The following is an 18153-nucleotide window of genomic DNA, read 5'->3' on the forward strand; positions in this document are numbered from 1 at the left end:
GGTCATGCGTTGCATCGGCATGGCCGACCGCTACGTTGGTGCGTTCGGCGAGCGGCAGTCTCGCCGCGTCTCAGGATGGTGACACGTGCGTCGCGAACGCGGCGCACGCAGGGGCTCACGCCACGTCGTCAGGCCCACCGAGCATGCGGCACAGCATCGACAGGTCGCTGAGCGTGACGTGCGGCGTCGCGGCCTGCTGCTGCATACGCTCCGCTTCCCGGTGCGTATCGCGCACCACCCACGCCGCCTGCAGCCCCGCGTTCAATGCGCCGACGATATCGAGGTGGTAATCGTCGCCGACATGCAGCATTTCCGCCGGCCGCACATCGAGCGCTTCCGCCGCCGCATGGAAGATCCCGGGCTCCGGCTTCGCGACCCCGAACGCCTGCGCGCTGAGCGTCGCACGAAAGAATTCGCCGCCGCCGGTGAGCCGCAGATCCGCGTTGCCGTTGGTCACCGCGATCAACGGAAACCGCGCACTCAACCACGCGAGCGCCGGCAACGCATCTTCATAGAATTCGACCCGGTTGCGCGCGGCATAGAAGGCCGCGTACGCACGGTCGGTGAGCGCGACATCTTCGTTCGCGCGCGCCAGCGCAAGCCGGATCGAGCCGATTCTCATCGCGCGGAAGTCGCCGGCGAGATCGGGGCACAATCGTTCGTATTCCTCACGCAAGTCGCTGAGCGCCTGCTGCGTGGGCAGCACCCGCTCGGTACCCGGCGCATGCTCGATCAGCCACGTGCGAAGCTCCCCTTCGGCCCGTACGACGGATGGCCCGAACGGCCACAGGGTGTCGTCCAGGTCGAACGAGAGCGCGGAAACTTGGGTGAGACGCATGGAGGTTGACGGAGCGTTTCGTTTACCAGGGCCACGGAATGGAGATTCCGGTGCCGTTTTCGAGGGCCTGCCGATACAGGAAGCGTGCGACGGTCAGGTCCTGCAGCGCGAGCCCGGTCATGTCGAAGACGGTGATCTCGTGCGGCGCGCGGTCGACCGTCGCGATTCCCGCGAGGATGTCACCGATTTCCGTGCGTGGCAAATCGGGTGCCCACTGGCACTCGCCGATGCTGCGTGCCTGGTCGTGATCGTCCACGACAATCCGCGCGCGGTCCAGCACGCCTGCCGGCAGTTCGCGCTTGCCCGCGGTATCGGCCCCCACGCAGGTCAGGTGGGTGCCCGGCTGCACCGCATCCGCATCGAACAGCGGGCCGCCGCCGGGCGTTGCCGTGATCACCACGTCGCTGTTGGCCACTGCGTCGTTCCCGTCGCGCGCCACGCCGATCGTGCATCGTTCCCGGAAGGCCGATTCGAACGCCGGGTCGGGCTTGCCGCTGGCGCTCACGTACTGCACGGTGCACCGTTGCGGCAGCAGCCCGAGTGCGTAGTCGAGCTGGACGCGCGCCTGCACGCCGGTGCCGAACACGCAGATTCGCGTGCTGTCGCGTCGCGCGAGCAGTTGCAGACCGAGGCCGCCGGCGGCGCCGGTTCGCGCGGTGGTGATCGCATTGCCGTCCATGATGCATAGCGGTCGGCCCGTGGCCGGGTCGAACAGCGCGACGGTGGCCTGATGCGGTTCGCCGCCGAGCCCCCGGTTGCCGGGCCAGAATCCGGCGGCCTTGAACCCGAGCAGGTCCTGATTCGCGACGTCGCCGGACTTGATGCCGAACACGCCGCCAGTGTGCAGTTTCTCGCGCACCACCGGGAACACGCGTCCGGCCCGTTGACTGTGCAGCACGAAGGCTTCGCGAACGGCCGCCGTCACTTGCGCGGCCTGAAGGGCGGGCGCGACGGTGTCGCGGTCGAGAAGCAGGAGTCGGTCGTCGGTCGGCATGTTCGGGCAAGCGCTTTCGGCGCCAGGCAAATCGAGGTGGTTTAAATTTTGTCCAGATTTGGACAAATAGTCAATGAATCGACGGGACGGCGCGGGTGCGCGGTTTTGCTCACCACCCGTAGAAGCGCGGCCACGTCTGCGCACCGCCTTCTTCTCCGATCGCCTGATATTCGGGATGTTGCGCACCGGTGGCGCACGCGTGATTCGGCAGGATGCGCAGGCGGGTGCCGATCGGAAACCGTTGCGCGATGCCGGCGTCGGGCGTGCCTGCCCGCGACACGATCCCGTGCTCCTGGTTGGCGGCGCTCATCACGTAGTCGCCGAGCACGTCGCCGTGTTCGGTGCAAACCTGCCCGTAGCCGAAGTCGTGCGCCTGGCGCTGCGTGCCGCGGTCACGGCTCATCGCCATCCAGCCGGCGTCGACGATCGCCCAGCCTTTCTCTTCCTGGTGCCCGATGACGGTGGTCAGCACCGACAGCGCGATGTCGGACAGGTCGCACACGCCGACGTTGTGCATCACGAGATCGAACATCACGTACACGCCGGCGCGCACTTCGGTCACGCCTTCGAGATGTTCCGCCGCGAGGGCGGTGGGGGTCGAGCCGATGCTCACGACCGGGCAAGGCAGCCCGGCAGCCCGAAGGCGCTCCGCGGCTTGCACGGTGCGGCTGCGTTCCTGCTCGGCGATCGCCGCCAGCGCGTCGGGCGTGCTGTATTCGTAGCTGGAGCCCGCGTGCGCGAGCACCCCGCCGAGCACCATCCCGCCGTCGACCAGCGCGCGGCCCACGTCGATCAGCAGGTCGGCGTCGGGCGGAATCCCGGAGCGGTGGCCGTCGACGTCGACCTCGATCCATACGTCGAAGCGCTCGTCGTGCGCGCGCCCGAATTCGGCGATCGCGTGCGCGGCCGGCAGGCTGTCGGCGACGAGCTTCAGGTCGCAACCCTGCCGGCGCAGCGCGAGCGCCTGGCCCAGCTTCGCGGGCACCATGCCGACCGCGTAGACGATGTCCCGGATACCGTGCGCGAAAAACTGTTCGGCTTCCTTGAGCGTCGACACCGTGATGCCCTGTGCGCCGGCCGCGATCTGGGCATCGACGACTTGCGTGCTCTTGGTGGTCTTGACGTGCGGCCGGAAGCGGACGCCGAGCGCGTCCAGATGCGCCTGCATGCGGCCGATGTTGTGTTGCATGCGGCCGATGTCGATCAGGGCGGCCGGGGTGTTGAGGGTTTGAAGGTCCACGATGCGTTGCCTCGGAGGGTTGCCGATGTGGACACTGTAGGGCTGTCGATGAGTCTCGGGTTTAACGCGCTGCTAATCTTGCATTAAAGACTGTTTAATCAACAGGATCGCGTGGCCCGTGGCGCGGCTCACGCGTCGCGGCGCCACGGCGGCGGGCTGAGAAACCGCGTCGCGGCTTCGAGAAACACCCGTTGCCGCGCGGAGCGGCCGGTGCGCGACGGCAGCAGCGCCGTCACGGGGGCCGGCGGCAGGTGCCAGTCGGGCAGCAACCGCACGAGCTTGCCGTTCGCCAGCAGCGGCGCGACGTCCCACTCCGAGCGCTCGACGATCCCGAGCCCGGCCAGCGCCCATTCCGTGATGACGGTGCCGTCGTTCGACGACAGCGCGCCGCTGACGCGGATCACGGCGGACCGGCGCGGTTCGCCCTTGACGTCGCCGCCTTGCGAGAAGCGCCAGCGCGGGATGTCCTCGTCGTTCTCCCGCAGGCACAGGCAGTCGTAGCGGGCGAGGTCGGACGGATGGTTCAATTCCTTGATACGGCGCGCATAGGCGGGGCTCGCGCACAGGAAGCGGTCATTCGGCGCGAGCGGATACCCGATCCACGACGACGACTTGAGGCTGCCGACGTGAACGACCACGTCGGCGCCTGGCGCGCTGGTCAACGGGCTCTCCGACAGGTGGAGCGCGATGTCGAGCTTCGGATGCGCGCGCTGCACGTCGCGCACGATCCGCGCGACGTACTTGCGGCCGAAGCCGAGCGGGGCGACGACGCGCAGCGTGCCGCGCACGTCGCCGTGGTCGCCCGAGATGCTGACCGGCAGCGCCTCCACGCGCTCGAGGATGTCGACGGCTTCCTGGTACAGCCGTTGCCCTTCGTCGGTCAACGCGATTCCTTTCGGCTGCCGCACGGCGAGCCGTGCGTTCAGTCGCGCTTCCATCCGCTGCAGGCGAATCGTGACCGCGGGCGGCGTGAGATCGAGCAGCCGCGCGGCCGCGGCCAGCGAGCGCGACGTGCCGATCGCGCGGACGAGTCGAAGGTCGTCGAGGTCGAGCATTTCGTGTCTCTTAATGCTGGGTGTGCCGAGCATTAAACCGCACATTGCGACGCGAATCCATCGATGCGGCGGTGGATCGCGTCGGCCGCGCATCGAATCGGATTGCCCGGCCGCTTCGAATCACACGGCCCGCGACTCCCCGCACCGTTACCGGCCGAGCCCGACAATCAGCGACCGGTGCGCGGCCACTCCGGCCATCACGCCCGACGCCGATGCGAACGTCGCGTTGCTCATCGGTGTCGACGCGTCGCCGGCCGCGAACACGCCGGCGACGCTCGTCTGCTTCATTGCATCGACGCGCACGACCGGGCCGAGCGGCCCGTCGTCGAATGCACAGCCGAGCTGCTGCGCGAGATCGCTCGCCATCGCCGTGCGCGCGCCGACGAACAGCGCATCGATCGGCACGACCTGCCCGTCGGCGAGCCGCAACGCATCGATCCGCGGCGCATCGCCGATGATTTCGACGACCGGCGACCGCTCGATGCGCACGCCGCGCGCATCGAATAACGTGGCTTCTTCTTCGTTCGCCTCGACTACACCCTGCGTGAACCACGTCGTCGGGCCCCAATCCGGAATCAGGATCGCCTGATGCACCGACAGCGGATGCGTGGCGAGCACACCGAGCCGCTGGCCGCTCACTTCGTATCCATGGCAGTACGGACAATGCAGCACGCTCACCCCCCAGCGTTCCGCCAGCCCCGGCAGCGCGGGCAGTTCGTCGCGGATGCCGGTCGCGAGGATCAGCCGGTCGGCGCTCGCACGGCTGCCGTCGGCGAGCGTCACGTGGAAGCGGCCGTCCACATCGCGCTCGGCCGTGCGCACGTCGCCTGCGATCCGCTGCACGGTGGGATACGCGGCGAGCTGCGCGGCGGCTTGCTCGACGATCTGTGCGGGCGGCTTGCCGTCCTGCCCTAAAAAGCCGTGCGCGTGCGCGGCAAAGCGGTTGCGCGGCTGGCCGGCGTCGACGACGAGCACGCGGCGGCGCGCCCGCGCAAGCTGCATCGCGGCCGACAGCCCTGCAAAGCTGCCGCCGATCACGATCACTTCATGATGGCCATGCATGCACCGACTCCTTTCCTGAACTTGCGTGAATGACGGACGTGCTCCGAGGGTGGTCGTCTCGACTCAACTCAACCCAACTCACGAAACACGAGAAGTTGCATGATAGGGCGATGGTATCATTCACGCAACTTCAAAAGTTTCGAGAGAGGAGAGCGCCGCTCGTGAGAACCGATAGCCGCTTGTCGCGGATGCTGCATGCGCTGATCCACATGGATCAGGCCGACGGCCCGATGACGTCCGAAGCGATCGCGACGATGCTGGGCACCAACCCGGTGGTCGTGCGACGCCTGCTCGGCGGCTTGCGCGACTGCGGCTACGTGCAGTCGGAGAAGGGGCATGGCGGCGGCTGGATGCTGAGCGTCGCGCTCGACGACATCACGCTGCTCGACGTCTATCGCGCGGTGGGCGAGCCGCCGCTGTTCTCCGATCTGGTGACCGACGACGAGGCCGAATGCCTGGTCGAGCAGGCCGTCAATGCGCACCTGTCGGCCACGCTGAAGGAGGCCGAGACGACGCTGCTCGCGCGCTTCGGCGAAGTCACGCTCGGCATGCTGTCGCGCGATTTCGAGGCGAAGCACGCGAAGCGACGCAAGCCGCGCTGACGCGCCGCAGCATCGCGGCCGGGCGTCGCGCGATGCGCGCGCCAACGCGGCCGAAAACGCTGCGCCGCGATGTTCTGTCCCCCAACTTCTGCCCGGTTCGCCCGCCACAGGGCAAAATACGGGTTTTCCGCACCCGCGAGGGCGCGACCGAATCACGCGCCGGGCGGCGCCAGTGCGCCATCCGCACGCCGCCGCCGGGCGCCCAGGCAAGAAACGCTCGCCCTGCCGCGAGCCCACAGGAGTCCAGACCCCATGCCCGAATCCAACCTGTCCTTCTTCGGCCGGCTGTCGCTGGCCGTCGGCACGTTCTTCTCCGTACTCGGTAACCGCGAGTTCGCGGCCGGTGTGCTGCGCGTGCGCGATGGCGCCCCGGCACCGGTCGCGCCGGCACCCGCCGCTGCCCCGGCCCCGGCACCCGCCGCCGCGCCCGTGAAGGCGCCGGCGCCCGAACTGCGCGAAGCGAGCCCGCAGGCTGCGCTGCAACTGCTCGGCCTGCTGCAGCGCGATGCGCGCTTCATCGACTTCGTCGAGGAAGACATCGCCGGCTACGCGGACGCCGACATCGGCGCGGCCGCACGCCTCGTGCACGACGGCTGCCGTGCCGCGCTGCGCGAACACTTCACGATCGTGCCGGTGCGCGACGAAGCCGAAGGCAGCCGCGTGACGCTGCCGGCCGGCTTCGACGCGACGGCCGTGCGCGTGACCGGCAACGTGGTCGGCGCCGCGCCGTTCACGGGCACCGTCAGCCATCGCGGCTGGCGGGTCGCCGACGTGCGCCTGCCGAAGCTGACGGGCAGCCACGACGCGTCGGTCGTCGCACCGGCGGAGGTGGAACTGTGAGCGATCCGCGCTATTCGATCGGTATCGATCTCGGGACGACCCATTGCGCGCTGTCATACGTCGACAGCGCCGCGAGCGACGGCGAAACCATCACTCAGCAGGTGCTGCCGATCGCGCAGCTCACCGCGCCCGGCGCGCTGGAGTCGCGCGACCTGCTGCCGTCGTTCCTCTACCTGCCGCATGAAAGCGAACTCACGCAGGGCGACCTGACGCTGCCGTGGACGGCCTCGCGCGCGTTCGCGGTCGGCGAGATGGCGCGCACGCGCGGCGCCGGCACGCCGATCCGCCTCGTGTCGAGCGCGAAGAGCTGGCTGTGCCATCCGGGCGTCGATCGCCGCGCGGCGATCCTGCCGAGCGATGCGCCGCCGGAAGTGGCGCGCGTGTCGCCGCTGGAAAGCTCGATCCGCTACCTGACGCACCTGCGCGAAGCGTGGGACCACGCGCATCCCGACGCGCCGTTCGCCGATCAGGACGTGTCGGTCACGATCCCCGCATCGTTCGACCCGGCCGCGCGCGAACTGACGGCCGAGGCCGCCCGCGCCGCCGGCTACTCGCGGATGACGCTGCTCGAGGAGCCGCAGGCCGCGCTGTACAGCTGGATCCAGAAGAGCCAGGGCGGCTGGCGCAAGCAGGTGCAGGTCGGCGACCTGATCCTGTGCGTCGACGTCGGCGGCGGCACGACCGACCTGTCGCTGATCGCGGTGGTCGAGCGCGACGGCAATCTCGAACTGCATCGCGTGGCGGTCGGCGAGCACATCCTGCTCGGCGGCGACAACATGGACCTCGCGCTCGCGCATGTCGTCGCGCGCAAGCTCGCGCAGCAGGGCACGCAGGCCGATCCGTGGCAACTGCGCGCGCTCACGTACGCGTGCCGTTCCGCGAAGGAAACGCTGCTGTCCGACCCGACGACCGACGCGGTGCCGCTCGTCGTGCCGAGCCGCGGCTCGAAGCTGATCGGCGGCTCGATCCGCACGGAGCTGACGCGCGCGGAACTCACGCAGACGATCCTCGAAGGCTTCTTCCCGCAAGTCGACGCAGCCGCGCGCCCGGTGAGCCGCGCGCGCGTCGGCCTGACGCAGCTCGGCCTGCCGTATGCGCAGGACGCGGGCATCACGCGCCATCTCGCGGCGTTCCTCGGCCGCCAGGTCGCGGCGCTCGATTCGCTCGAAGGCGTGCAGCGCACGCTGCCGCAAGGCGCGACGTTCCTGCATCCGACCGCCGTGCTGTTCAACGGCGGCGTGTTCAAGTCGACGCTGCTCACGCAGCGCGTGCTCGATACGCTCAACGGGTGGCTCGCAGCCGTTGGTGCGCCGCCCGCGCGCCTGCTCGAAGGCGCGGATCTCGATCTCGCGGTTGCCCGTGGCGCCGCGTACTACGGTTACGTGAAGCGCGGCCGTGGCGTGCGCATTCGCGGCGGCACGGCGCGTGCGTACTACGTCGCGATCGAATCGGCGATGCCGGCCGTGCCGGGGCTCGAACCGCCGGTGCAGGCGCTGTGCGTCGCGCCGTTCGGGATGGAGGAAGGCTCGGACGCGGCGCTGCCGCCGCAGGAGTTCGGCCTCGTCGTCGGCGAACCGGTGCAGTTCCGCTTCTTCGGGTCGTCGGTGCGTCGCCAGGACCAGGTCGGCACGCTGCTCGACTACTGGTCGCCGGAAGAGCTGCAGGAGCTGGAGGAAATCCAGGCGACGCTGCCCGCCGAAGGGCGCACCGTCGGCGAGGTCGTGCCCGTGAAGCTGCATGCGCGCGTGACCGAAGCCGGCACGCTCGAACTCGAGGCGATCCCGAGCGGCACGGACGAGCGCTGGAAGGTCGAGTTCGACGTGCGCGGCGCCGCCTGAGCGCGATGAAGCGCTATACGGTCGGGATCGACCTCGGCACGAGCAATACGGTCGTCGCATACGTCGAGGCCGGTTCCGACGCGATCCGCGTGTTCGACGTCGAGCAGCTGGTCGGCCCCGGCGCGGTGGCCGCGCAGCCGCTGCTGCCGTCGGTGCGCTATCACCCGGCGGCGGGCGAGCTGCCGCCCGACACGCTGCGGCTGCCGTGGGCGGCCCACGCGAGAGCGAACGCGGCCGGCGCGACGCCGGCCGTGATCGGCCGCTACGCGCGCACGCTCGGCGCGCAGGTGCCGGGCCGGCTCGTCGCGAGCGCGAAGAGCTGGCTGTCGCACGCGTCGGTCGACCGGCTCGCGGCGATCCTGCCGTGGGGCGCGGCCGACGGCGTCGACAAGGTGTCGCCGGTCGATGCGAGCGCGAGCTATCTCGCGCATGTGCGTGACGCGTGGGACGCCCGCTTTCCCGATGCGCCGCTCGCGAAGCAGGACGTGATCCTGACGGTGCCCGCGTCGTTCGACGACGGCGCGCGTGCGCTGACGGTCGAGGCCGCGCGGCGTGCGAAGCTGCCCGCGCTGCGGCTGCTGGAAGAGCCGCAGGCCGCGTTCTACGACTGGCTGTACGGGCAGCGCGACACGCTGCGCGACACGTTTGCCGCTGCGCGCCGCGTGCTGATCTGCGACGTCGGCGGCGGCACGACCGATCTCACGCTCGTCGATGTCGCGCCGGGCGGCGACGGCGAGCCGACGTTCACGCGCGTCGGCGTCGGCAACCACCTGATGCTCGGCGGCGACAACATGGACCTCGCGCTCGCGCGCCTGGTCGAGTCGCGGCTGACCGAGCCCGGCACGCGGCTGTCCGCCGCGAGCCTGTCGCAGCTCGTCGAGCGTTGCCGTGCCGCGAAGGAGCGGCTGCTCGGCGACGATGCCCCCGAATCCGTCAACGTCACGCTGCTCGGCGCGGGGAGCAAGCTCGTCGGCGGCGCGCGTTCGGCCGAGCTGACGCGGCAGGAAGTCGAGCAGATCGTCGTCGACGGTTTCTTTCCGCAGGTCGAAGCCGGCGAGCTGCCACGCCGTGCGCGCGCCGCGATCGTCGAATTCGGGCTGCCGTATGCGAGCGACGCGGCCGTCACGCGGCACGTCGCCGCGTTCCTGAATCGTCATGCGGAAGGCCCGCTGCCCGACACGCTGCTGCTCAACGGCGGCGTGTTCCGCGCGGGCGCGCTCGCCGGCCGTCTCGCGCAGACGCTCGGCGCGTGGCGCGGCGCGCCGCTCGACGTGCTGCACAACGCGCATCCGGACGTCGCGGTCGCGCGCGGCGCGGTGGCCTACGGGCTCGCGCGTGCGGGGCATGCGCCGCGCATCGGCGGCGGTTCCGCGCGCAGCTATTTCCTCGTGCTCGACGATGGCGCCGAAGGCGCGGCCGCGCGTGGCGTCTGCCTGCTGCCGCGCGGCACGGAGGAGGGCCACGAGATCCGGCTCGACGAACGCACGTTCGCGCTGCAACTCGGGCAGCCGGTGCGTTTCCACCTCGTATCCACGGTGGCCGACACCGCGTACCGGCCCGGCGATCTCGTCGATCTCGGCGGCGGCGATTTCGTGCGGCTGCCGCCGATCGCGACGGTCGTCGACGCAAAAGCGGGCGGCGATGCGCGCGAAACGCCGGTGAAGCTCACCGCGTCGCTGACCGAGGTTGGCACGCTCGAAATGCACTGCATCGCGACCGACGATGCGTCGCGTCGCTGGCGGCTCGAATTCCAGTTGCGCGGCGATGCGCCTGCGCAGGGCGACGACGCTGCGCTCGCGCGGCATCCGCGGCTCGACCAGGCGCTCGAACTGATCGAGCGCTCGTTCGGCAGCAAGGCCGCCGGCGTCACGCCGAAAGATACGCGCCGGCTGCGCGCGCAGCTTGAGCAGGTGCTCGGTGCGCGTGAGGAGTGGGACGTCGAGCTCGCGCGCGAACTGTTCGATGCACTGCTCGCGCGTGCACGGCGACGCCGGCGCTCGGCCGATCACGAACGTGCTTGGCTGAACCTGGCCGGCTATTGCCTGCGTCCGGGCTTCGGGCATCCGCTCGATGCATGGCGCATCGAGCAGCTGTGGCCGCTGTTCGACGACGGGATTCAGTATGTGACCGACGCTCAGGTGTGGTCCGAGTGGTGGACGTTGTGGCGGCGCGTGGCCGGCGGCCTCGACGACGACGCGCAGACGCAGGTGCGCGACGCGATCGCGTTCCTCGAACCGACCGACGACAAGCGGCGCAAGCTGCCGTTCGATCCAGGCAAGGTCGGGCCGGCCGATATGACGCGGCTGTCCGCGTCGCTCGAGCGACTGCCCGTCGAACGCAAGGTCGAGCTGGCCGAGCGGCTGATCGCGCAATTGCAGAAACCGGGCGAGCGTGCGCTGTGCGCATGGGCACTCGGGCGTATCGGTGCGCGCCGGCCGTTCTACGGCAGCGCGCACAGCGTCGTGCCGGCGGAAATCGCCACCGGCTGGCTCGATGCGCTGTTCGCGCTCGACTGGAAACAGGTCGAACCGGCCGCCTTCGCGGCCGCTCAGATTGCACGCATGACCAGCGACCGTTCGCGCGACCTGCCGGACGACACGCGCGAGGCCGTGATCAAGCGCCTGTCGGCCGCGAATGCGTCGGCGGCGTGGATCGACATGGTGCGCGAGGCCATCGCGTTCGACGAAGCCGACACGGTGCGCGTGTTCGGCGAAACGCTGCCGGCGGGGTTGAAGCTGCTGGCGGGGTGAGCGCGTACTGCCACACGTTTAGGCACCGTTCGGAGAGGGTAGTGAAGATGCAAGCAACTTAGCTGGGCCGATCCGGCCACCTGGCCGCTAGCCAACTATGCGCCTGAAGAGGGCGCGATAGTCGCAGACGGATTCTGTTCCCGCCTTGTATGTCCCGGCCGGGTTTTTCTTTCGATTCTTTCAATGCCGCTAAAGGGTATTAGCGGCATTGTGTTTAACGTGTCAAAACACGTAGACCGCATTCTGAACCTTGAAGTCGGTGGAATTGTACTGACAATGTCAGTACAATATGGGTATCCAAGAACTCTTGTTGACCGGAGGCTCCTCCATGTCCGCTACCCATAGCCCCTCGACCAAGCGCGACACCCTGAACTTGCGCGTGCAGCCTGACGAACGCGACCTGATCGATCGCGCGGCCGCCGCACGCGGGCAGAACCGCACCGACTTCATCCTGTCCGCTGCCCGCGCGGCCGCTGAGGAAACCCTGCTCGAGGCGACGCTGGTGCGCGCCAGTCCCGACGCGTATGCCGCGTTCGTCGCGCGGCTCGAGGTGTCACCGGCGCCGAATCCCCAGTTGCGGCGCACGATGCAGACGCCCGCGCCGTGGGACGGCTCGGCCGACCCCGTCGCATGACGCTGCGCGCGCCCACCCCGATTACGCTGGAACATGCGCAGGCGGGCGCCCTGGACGCCTTCGATTCGGGTGAGCCGAGCCTGGACGATTGGCTCAAGCGGAGAGCCCTGCGTAACCACGTGAGCGGAGCGTCACGTACCTTCGTGGTGTGTGATGACCAGCGCGTCGTTGCCTACTACGCGCTAGCGTCGGGTGCGGTGGATGTCGCGGCCGCGCCCGGACGGTTTCGCCGCAACATGCCGGACCCCGTACCGGTCGTTGTGTTGGCCAGGCTCGCGGTAGACCGGGCCTGGCAGGGCCGCGGACTGGGCCGCGGGCTCTTGCGTGACGCCGGGCTACGGGTCATGCAGGCGGCCGACACCATCGGGATTCGCGGGCTGCTCGCACATGCACTGTCGGCCGACGCGCAGCGCTTCTATCTGCAGGTCGGATTCGAGCCGTCGCCGCTTGACCCTATGACAGTCATGATCACACTGACCGATTTGCGCGCGTCGTTGACGTGAGCGCGCATCGAACATGTCCCGACCGACCATGGCGTTGCATACTAGCTTGCTCCGGCTGATCGACATGACGCCTGCCGAGGACGGAGCCTGATATGCCCACCTGCTTAACCAACTGACCGCGACGGCCGCACAGACGTGCGTGTCGGTACCTGTGGCAGCGCCGTTTGCTGCGCTCGGTGGCAGCCGTACCGAGACTGCTCCGCACTGGCGTATCAAACGACAAACGTTGCGGGCTTTTCGCCTCTCAATGTCAAATCCGCGGTTCCCGCGCACGCTGCGGTTTGGCCAATTCGATTGCAGGCACGTCCGGTGCGTTCTGCATGGCCGCCCGCCGCGCCAGATGAATCCCCGCCAGCATGCAGCGCACCGATCCGCCGGCCAGCTCGATCGTCGGCACGTCGAGCGGCAGCAGCCGTGCCGAACGCTCGATCGTCGCGCGCTGCACCGGCGTGAGGCAGTCGTACGCGCGCCGCGACAGCGCGAGCACGCGGCCCGCCGTCCCCGACAATTCCAGCGTATTGCCCGCGAAATTCGCGATCTGCGATGCATCGAGCGCGATCACCGTGCGCCCCGTTTCGGCCAGCCGTTGCGCGATCTCGTCACGACGACGGCTGTCGGCAATGAGTTCGAGGCCGACCATCGCGAACTCGGTCGCGACACTCATCATCACGTTCGTGTGATAGATCGGCCGCCCGTCGGCATCGGCCGTATCGAAGCAGATCGGCTCGAAATTGAAGTTCGTGCAGAAGCGTTCGAGCGCGACCGGATCGGCACGGCGCGAACGCGCGGTGTACGCGATCCGCGCGACGTGGTCGAGCACCATTGCGCCGGTGCCTTCGAGGAACACGTCGTCGTATTCGAGGCCCGAGTAGTCGATTACGTCCTGCACGCGGTACTCGGCCTTCAGCATTTCGATCACGTCCGCGCGCCGCTCACGGCGGCGGTTCGCGCTATACATCGGATACAGCGCAACATGGCCGCCGGGGTGCGTCGAGAACCAGTTGTTCGGGAACACCGAGTCGGGCGTGTCGCGCTCGCCGTGGTCGTCGAACACGTGCACGCGCACGCCGGCGTCGGCGAGCGTCTGCGCAGCCGCGGTGACTTCGTCGCGCGCGGCGGCCGACACGGACGACGTGTCGTTCGCGGCGCCGCCGGCCGTGCGCTGGAAAGCGTTGTCGGCCGCGGTCTGCGGGTTCGGCAGGAAGCGGTGCGGCCGGATCATCACGACGGCGGCCGGTGCCTGGATCGATACGAGATTCATGGAAGAAGGCAGGAGCGAAAGGCAAGGGGCCGGGCGGCGCACGGGCCGCCCGGGGATGACGGTCAGCGCGCGAACGCGGCGACGGCTTCGGTCACGTATGCCGCGTGGCCCTGCGCGATCGCGGCCGGATCGTCGATCAGCGCGAACAGGTTCTTCGGGTCGACGGCCGGCGGAATCAGCGCGATCTCGACGCCCGCGTTGTGCTGCTGCGCGAGCGCATACAGGTAGCGCAACGCCGAGTAATCCTCGAGCGCGAAGCCGACCGAGTCGAACACCGTGACTTCGTCCGCGCGTTCGCGGCCGCTCGTCTCGCCCTGCAGCACGCGCCACAGCTCGGTGACGGGGAAGTCGGCCGGCATCTGCTGGATCTCGCCCTCGATGCGCGACTGCGGCTCGAATTCGACGAACACGCGGCCCGCATGCAGCACGCCCGCCTCGAGTTCGGTCTTGCCCGGGCAATCGCCGCCCACGGCGTTCAGGTGCATGCCGGGCTCGATCATGTCGGCCGTGACGATCGTCGCGTACGCCTTGTCGGCGGTGACGGTCGTCACGATGTCGGCGCCGCGCACGGCGTCGGCGGTCGACGCGGCGCGCACCACGCGCAGCGCCGGGTACGCGGCGAGGTTCCGCACGAGCTTGTCGGTCGCGTGCGGATCGACGTCGAACACGCGGATTTCGTCGATGCCGAGCAGCGTGTGGAACGCGATCGCCTGGAATTCGCTCTGCGCGCCGTTGCCGATCAGCGCCATCGTGCGCGAATCGGGGCGGGCGAGGGCTTGCGCGGCGAGCACCGACGTGGCGGCCGTGCGCAGCGCGGTGGTCAGCGTGAGTTCGGCGAGCAGCAGCGGGTAGCCGGTATCGACTTCGGCGAGCGCGCCGAACGCCATCACCGTGTGCATCCCGCGCGCGGCATTGACGGGGTGGCCGTTCACGTACTTGAACGCGAACAGCGACGCGTTCGCGACGGGCATCAGTTCGATCACGCCGTCGCGCGAGTGGCATGCGACGCGCGGCGACTTGTCGAAGTCGGCCCAGTGCAGGTAATCGGCGCGCAGCGTGTCGACGAGCTCGCGGAGGAACGTCGTGACGCCGGTTTGGGCGATCAGTCGGGCGGTGGCGGGAACGTCGAGGAAGCGGGTCATGCGTCTGTCTCCATATGCTCAGTGCCGGTACGGGTGTCCCTGGCGTTCTGGTCGACCGGACGATGCCCGGGCGCGCGTCCCGGCTTCCTGGAAAGCGGCGGCGCGGCCTTTCCCGCCGGTCGATAGAGCCATTATTTCCGCGAGTCGAGCCAACAAAAAGACGGCAAAAGTGGCAGATTTATCGATAGACTTGGCAAATTGCTGGCCAGATATGGCGATTTGACCAAGTGGCGCGGGGCGGAATGCAAAGGCTCCGGCACGCTGGCGGCCGGTTTACGTTCAACAGGAAGGCCCGTTCATGATCACGCTCGACGACGTCGACCGGCAGCTCATCGCGCTGCTGCGCGACAACGCGCGACTGCCCGTCGTCGCGCTGGCGAAGGAATTGCGCGTCGCGCGCGCGACCGTGCAGAACCGGCTGACGCGGCTGGAGAAGCACGGCGTGATCGTCGGCTATACGGTGCGGCTCAAGCCGGCGGCCGAACGGCACCGGATCCGCGCGCTGATGTCGATCGCCGTGCAGGGCAATCGCGGCGCGGAAGTGGTGAAGGTGCTGCGCGGGCATCCGAACGTCGCGTCGATCCACAGCACCAACGGGCGCTGGGATCTCGTCGCCGAGCTGCATGCCGATTCGCTCGAGCACTTCGATCGCGTGCTCGGCGCGATCCGGCTGATCGACGGAATCGCGAATACCGAGACGAGTATTTTGCTGTCGACGCACAAGGCGTGACGCGGGCAGGCGGCGCCTGCGTCAGCACCCAGGTTTGCGCAGGTGTCAGGCGCTGGTCGCCGATTCCGGAAACACCGGCTCGCCCAGCGTCAGCATCAACCGGTTCGCCCACGCGAAGATCGCGACCGCGTGCGACAGGTCGAGAATCTCCTCATGTGTCAGCCCTTCGGCTTCCAGCGCGGCGATATCGCCCGCGTCGACCGTATCCGGCCGCTCCGTCAGCGCGATCGCATAGCGAATGATCGCGCGTTCGCGCGCCGTCGTGCCGGCCGTGGCCGGATCGTCGAACACCTGCTCGATCGCGTCGGTGCGTTTCGCGAGCTGGGTAAAGCGCTGCGCATGCACGGACGCGCAGTACACGCAGCCGTTCACACGCGACACGGCCGTGCTCGCCAGCTCACGCTCCGCGCGCGACAACCCGCCGGGGCCGTACATGATCGCGTTGAATACGCCCGAGCGTTGCCGCAGGATCTCGGGAAGATGGACGAGCAGCAGGTAATAGTCGGACGTCTTCGCTTGCGGGTGGCTCGCTTCGAGCACGGCCAGCTGGTCGGGCGTCGCGGCATCGAGCGAAACGGTGTCGAGCCAGGCCCGCCAGCCGAGCGTGTCGGACGTGAAGCCGTGCGTGGTCGTCGTCATGCGGCCTCCGTTGCTGCACGCGCCTGAAGCGCCTGCGCGGCCACCGCGACGCGCAACTGATACGCGACGAATGCCACGAGCTGCGACAGCGCGACGATCGCGGGCGTCGTGAGTCCGGCCGACTTCAGCGCGTCGAGATCGGACGGGCGTGCATCGACCGGCGAGCGCGTCAGCAGGCGGGCATGCGCGAGGATCGCGCCGAGGCGGCGGGGCAAGGTGTCGAATGCATCGGCGTCCGCGCGTGCGATATCGTCGAGCGTGCCGCCTGCATCGACCAGTCGTGCGCGATAGGTGCCGGCCAGTACGCGAGCGTTCGATTTTTCTGCGACATACCGCGCCGCGTGCAGTCGTTCGATTAACGAAAGATCGGGCAACGCGGGATCGAACAGCGCCGCTTCGCTCAGCCGCGTATGGCGCAGCACCTTGTCGCGTGCGCGACGCAGCGCGGCGACGGCGTCGCCATCGCGCAGGCCGGCCACCGCATCGATCGTGTCCGGCGCATCGGCCGGCGTGATGGATTCAGTCATCGTTTCGGGTTCCCTTCGTCGTCAATGTGATCGATGAACGCGCGCTCATGCGTCGGCGTCGCGCCATTCGTCGCCTTGCAGTTCGGCGTTCGCGTACGCGACGAGCGCGTCGTAGTGGCGATCGCGGTCCGCGTCGAACAGCCGGCTCGCAATCCCGCGCGCGAGCCGCCTGGCGCCCGCGCTGATGGCCGGGATATCGCCGGACAGCTTGCCGTGGCTCAGGCTCGCCGCATGGTTGAAGCAGTGAATTCGCGTGATGGCCGCGCACGCGCCGGGCTCGCGCTCCTGGAACGCGAACGCGGGGCCGAGATCGGGCGACTCGGCGAGCTCGTCGATCCACGTGCCCGGCTCCGGTCGGTAGCGGTCCTTCCAGCGCCGCACCTGCGCGCCGAACGACGCGAATTCCGCGCGCGTCGTCCAGTCCGAATGAAAGCCGGTCGCGAAGATCAGGAAGTCGACCGTGTAGCGTCCGCGCGGCGTCGTCACGTCGAGGCCGTCGGCGTGTTCCGCGAGCGTCTCGATCGGGCTGCCCGCATGAAAGTGCGCATGTGCGTGACGCGACACGCGCAGCACGCTGTCGCGCGGCGGCGGCGTCTGCGACGTCAGCGCGTAGTGCATGAAGCGCCATTTCGTCGCGTCGTCGAGATCGGCGTAGCCGTGCACGAGCCCCGGGCTGCCGATGCCCGTCAGCTTGTTGATGCGCGGAATGTCCGTGCGGCGGAAGAACAGGTCGACGCGTGCGGCGCCGGCTTCGAGCGCGGTGCCCGCATTGTCGAACGCGGACGCACCGGCGCCGACCACGCCGATGCGCTTGCCCGCGAGCGCCGCGAAATCGATCGGCTCGGACGAATGGGCCCAGCGCGTGCGCGGCGCGCGTTGCGCGACGGGCGGTACGTACGGGCCGCCGAGCCCGTCGCGGCCGGTGGCGAGCACCACGTGCCGCGCGAGCAGCGTCTGCGCTTCGCCGTTGCCGCGCACGTCGAGCGCGAGCAGGCCGTCGTCGCGCGGGCACAGCGCGACGAGCGTGGTGTCGTTGCGCACCTGCAGGTCGAGCACGCGCCGGTACCAGCGCAGGTAGTCCATCCATTGCGTGCGCGGAATCTTGTAGAGCGCATCCCACGCGTCGCGGCCGTATTGCGCTTCGAACCACGCGCGGAACGTCAGCGCGGGCAGGCCGAGCGCGGGGCCCGCGAGCTGTTTCGGCGAGCGCAGCGTGTCCATCCGCGCGAACGTGACCCACGGGCCTTCGTAGCCGGCCGGCGCGCGGTCGATCACGCACTGGTTGTCGATGCCGAGCAGGCGCAGTTCGGCGGACGCCGCGAGCCCGGCCATGCCCCCGCCGACGATCGCGACGTCGAGCACGCGTGTGCCGTCGGCCTCGCGCGGCGGCACCCACGACGGCGCGGGCAGGTCGAGCCAGCGCAGGTCTTGCGCGAGTCGGGCTTCGAGTGCGGGGAGTGCATCGAGCGATGTCGTCATGCCGCCTCCGGGCGGGTCC

17 protein-coding genes are annotated in these 18153 nt (G+C 69.2%); 7 read left to right on the plus strand and 10 right to left on the minus strand.

Annotated elements, in window-relative coordinates; all coding sequences use genetic code 11:
* Nucleotides 1-115: 115 nt before the first annotated feature.
* The 5 genes from G3N96_RS24295 to G3N96_RS24315 form a co-directional block, all read right to left on the minus strand.
* Nucleotides 116-838, minus strand: coding sequence for an HAD-IA family hydrolase (locus tag G3N96_RS24295; protein WP_206138754.1), 723 nt, complete (start codon nucleotides 836-838; stop codon nucleotides 116-118).
* Nucleotides 839-860: 22 nt separating this feature from the next.
* Nucleotides 861-1832, minus strand: a complete 972-nt coding sequence (locus G3N96_RS24300; RefSeq protein WP_206138755.1) for an ornithine cyclodeaminase family protein — start codon at nucleotides 1830-1832, stop codon at nucleotides 861-863.
* A gap of 109 nt (nucleotides 1833-1941) precedes the next feature.
* Nucleotides 1942-3072, minus strand: a complete 1131-nt coding sequence (locus G3N96_RS24305) for a DSD1 family PLP-dependent enzyme (protein ID WP_206138756.1) — start codon at nucleotides 3070-3072, stop codon at nucleotides 1942-1944.
* Nucleotides 3073-3200: 128 nt separating this feature from the next.
* Complete coding sequence (locus G3N96_RS24310; RefSeq protein ID WP_206138757.1) at nucleotides 3201-4127, minus strand: LysR substrate-binding domain-containing protein; 927 nt, start codon at nucleotides 4125-4127, stop codon at nucleotides 3201-3203.
* Between the two features lie 147 nt (nucleotides 4128-4274).
* Nucleotides 4275-5189 (minus strand): NAD(P)/FAD-dependent oxidoreductase, encoded by a 915-nt coding sequence (locus G3N96_RS24315; protein ID WP_206138758.1) that lies wholly within the window; start codon nucleotides 5187-5189, stop codon nucleotides 4275-4277.
* 161 nt (nucleotides 5190-5350) lie between these two features.
* Here G3N96_RS24315 and G3N96_RS24320 point away from each other — a divergent pair, with 161 nt between their 5' ends.
* The 6 genes from G3N96_RS24320 (at nucleotide 5351) to G3N96_RS24345 (ending at nucleotide 12356) form a co-directional block, all read left to right on the plus strand.
* Entirely contained in the window at nucleotides 5351-5791 is a 441-nt protein-coding gene (locus tag G3N96_RS24320; RefSeq protein WP_206138759.1) for an Rrf2 family transcriptional regulator, read from the plus strand.
* Between the two features lie 252 nt (nucleotides 5792-6043).
* Nucleotides 6044-6631 (plus strand): DUF2760 domain-containing protein, encoded by a 588-nt coding sequence (locus G3N96_RS24325; protein ID WP_069250834.1) that lies wholly within the window; start codon nucleotides 6044-6046, stop codon nucleotides 6629-6631.
* Nucleotides 6628-8469 carry an Hsp70 family protein gene (locus G3N96_RS24330; protein ID WP_206138760.1) on the plus strand — a complete coding sequence of 614 codons (1842 nt, stop codon included), beginning with the start codon at nucleotides 6628-6630 and terminating at the stop codon, nucleotides 8467-8469. Before G3N96_RS24325 ends, G3N96_RS24330 begins: the two co-directional genes overlap by 4 nt.
* Nucleotides 8470-8474: 5 nt before the next feature.
* Nucleotides 8475-11219, plus strand: a complete 2745-nt coding sequence (locus tag G3N96_RS24335; RefSeq protein WP_206138761.1) for an Hsp70 family protein — start codon at nucleotides 8475-8477, stop codon at nucleotides 11217-11219.
* Nucleotides 11220-11547: 328 nt separating this feature from the next.
* Nucleotides 11548-11853, plus strand: a complete 306-nt coding sequence (locus tag G3N96_RS24340) for a DUF1778 domain-containing protein (protein ID WP_206138762.1) — start codon at nucleotides 11548-11550, stop codon at nucleotides 11851-11853.
* Nucleotides 11850-12356 carry a GNAT family N-acetyltransferase gene (locus G3N96_RS24345; RefSeq protein ID WP_206138763.1) on the plus strand — a complete coding sequence of 169 codons (507 nt, stop codon included), beginning with the start codon at nucleotides 11850-11852 and terminating at the stop codon, nucleotides 12354-12356. Before G3N96_RS24340 ends, G3N96_RS24345 begins: the two co-directional genes overlap by 4 nt.
* A 250-nt stretch (nucleotides 12357-12606) precedes the next feature.
* Here the strand turns inward: G3N96_RS24345 and G3N96_RS24350 are convergent, their stop codons facing one another.
* Nucleotides 12607-13617 carry an arginine deiminase-related protein gene (locus tag G3N96_RS24350; protein WP_206138764.1) on the minus strand — a complete coding sequence of 337 codons (1011 nt, stop codon included), beginning with the start codon at nucleotides 13615-13617 and terminating at the stop codon, nucleotides 12607-12609.
* A gap of 62 nt (nucleotides 13618-13679) precedes the next feature.
* The gene (locus tag G3N96_RS24355; RefSeq protein ID WP_206138765.1) at nucleotides 13680-14759 is read right to left on the minus strand and encodes an ornithine cyclodeaminase; all 1080 of its coding nucleotides are present in this window, start codon (nucleotides 14757-14759) and stop codon (nucleotides 13680-13682) included.
* 298 nt (nucleotides 14760-15057) lie between these two features.
* Between G3N96_RS24355 and G3N96_RS24360 the strand changes: the two genes are divergently transcribed.
* Nucleotides 15058-15489 (plus strand): Lrp/AsnC family transcriptional regulator, encoded by a 432-nt coding sequence (locus tag G3N96_RS24360; RefSeq protein ID WP_039354504.1) that lies wholly within the window; start codon nucleotides 15058-15060, stop codon nucleotides 15487-15489.
* A gap of 45 nt (nucleotides 15490-15534) precedes the next feature.
* Here G3N96_RS24360 and G3N96_RS24365 read toward each other — a convergent pair whose 3' ends face one another.
* Genes G3N96_RS24365 through G3N96_RS24375 form a run of 3 tightly spaced genes read right to left on the minus strand, consistent with a single transcriptional unit; the run spans nucleotide 15535 to nucleotide 18134 of the window.
* Nucleotides 15535-16128 (minus strand): peroxidase-related enzyme, encoded by a 594-nt coding sequence (locus G3N96_RS24365; protein ID WP_206138766.1) that lies wholly within the window; start codon nucleotides 16126-16128, stop codon nucleotides 15535-15537.
* Nucleotides 16125-16655: a hypothetical protein gene (locus G3N96_RS24370; protein WP_206138767.1), complete on the minus strand. Its 531-nt coding sequence runs from the start codon at nucleotides 16653-16655 to the stop codon at nucleotides 16125-16127. The genes G3N96_RS24365 and G3N96_RS24370 overlap by 4 nt, the downstream gene beginning before the upstream one ends.
* 45 nt (nucleotides 16656-16700) lie before the next feature.
* A complete protein-coding gene (locus tag G3N96_RS24375) occupies nucleotides 16701-18134 on the minus strand; it encodes an NAD(P)/FAD-dependent oxidoreductase (RefSeq protein WP_206138768.1) in 1434 nt (477 codons plus the stop codon).
* Nucleotides 18135-18153 lie beyond the last annotated feature (19 nt).

The sequence above is a fragment of the Burkholderia sp. Se-20373 genome, from assembly GCF_017104705.1.
Classification (GTDB): Bacteria; Pseudomonadota; Gammaproteobacteria; order Burkholderiales; family Burkholderiaceae; genus Burkholderia.

Bases quoted from the DNA above. Each gene is read 5' to 3' on its own strand.
- G3N96_RS24360 (WP_039354504.1), top strand. From the start codon at position 15,058: ATGATCACGCTCGACGACGTCGACCGGCAGCTCATCGCGCTGCTGCGC.
- G3N96_RS24350 (WP_206138764.1), bottom strand. From the start codon at position 13,617: ATGAATCTCGTATCGATCCAGGCACCGGCCGCCGTCGTGATGATCCGG.
- G3N96_RS24310 (WP_206138757.1), bottom strand. From the start codon at position 4,127: ATGCTCGACCTCGACGACCTTCGACTCGTCCGCGCGATCGGCACGTCG.
- G3N96_RS24370 (WP_206138767.1), bottom strand. From the start codon at position 16,655: ATGACTGAATCCATCACGCCGGCCGATGCGCCGGACACGATCGATGCG.
- G3N96_RS24365 (WP_206138766.1), bottom strand. From the start codon at position 16,128: ATGACGACGACCACGCACGGCTTCACGTCCGACACGCTCGGCTGGCGG.
- G3N96_RS24300 (WP_206138755.1), bottom strand. From the start codon at position 1,832: ATGCCGACCGACGACCGACTCCTGCTTCTCGACCGCGACACCGTCGCG.
- G3N96_RS24375 (WP_206138768.1), bottom strand. From the start codon at position 18,134: ATGACGACATCGCTCGATGCACTCCCCGCACTCGAAGCCCGACTCGCG.
- G3N96_RS24315 (WP_206138758.1), bottom strand. From the start codon at position 5,189: ATGCATGGCCATCATGAAGTGATCGTGATCGGCGGCAGCTTTGCAGGG.
- G3N96_RS24325 (WP_069250834.1), top strand. From the start codon at position 6,044: ATGCCCGAATCCAACCTGTCCTTCTTCGGCCGGCTGTCGCTGGCCGTC.
- G3N96_RS24355 (WP_206138765.1), bottom strand. From the start codon at position 14,759: ATGACCCGCTTCCTCGACGTTCCCGCCACCGCCCGACTGATCGCCCAA.
- G3N96_RS24295 (WP_206138754.1), bottom strand. From the start codon at position 838: ATGCGTCTCACCCAAGTTTCCGCGCTCTCGTTCGACCTGGACGACACC.
- G3N96_RS24345 (WP_206138763.1), top strand. From the start codon at position 11,850: ATGACGCTGCGCGCGCCCACCCCGATTACGCTGGAACATGCGCAGGCG.
- G3N96_RS24335 (WP_206138761.1), top strand. From the start codon at position 8,475: ATGAAGCGCTATACGGTCGGGATCGACCTCGGCACGAGCAATACGGTC.
- G3N96_RS24340 (WP_206138762.1), top strand. From the start codon at position 11,548: ATGTCCGCTACCCATAGCCCCTCGACCAAGCGCGACACCCTGAACTTG.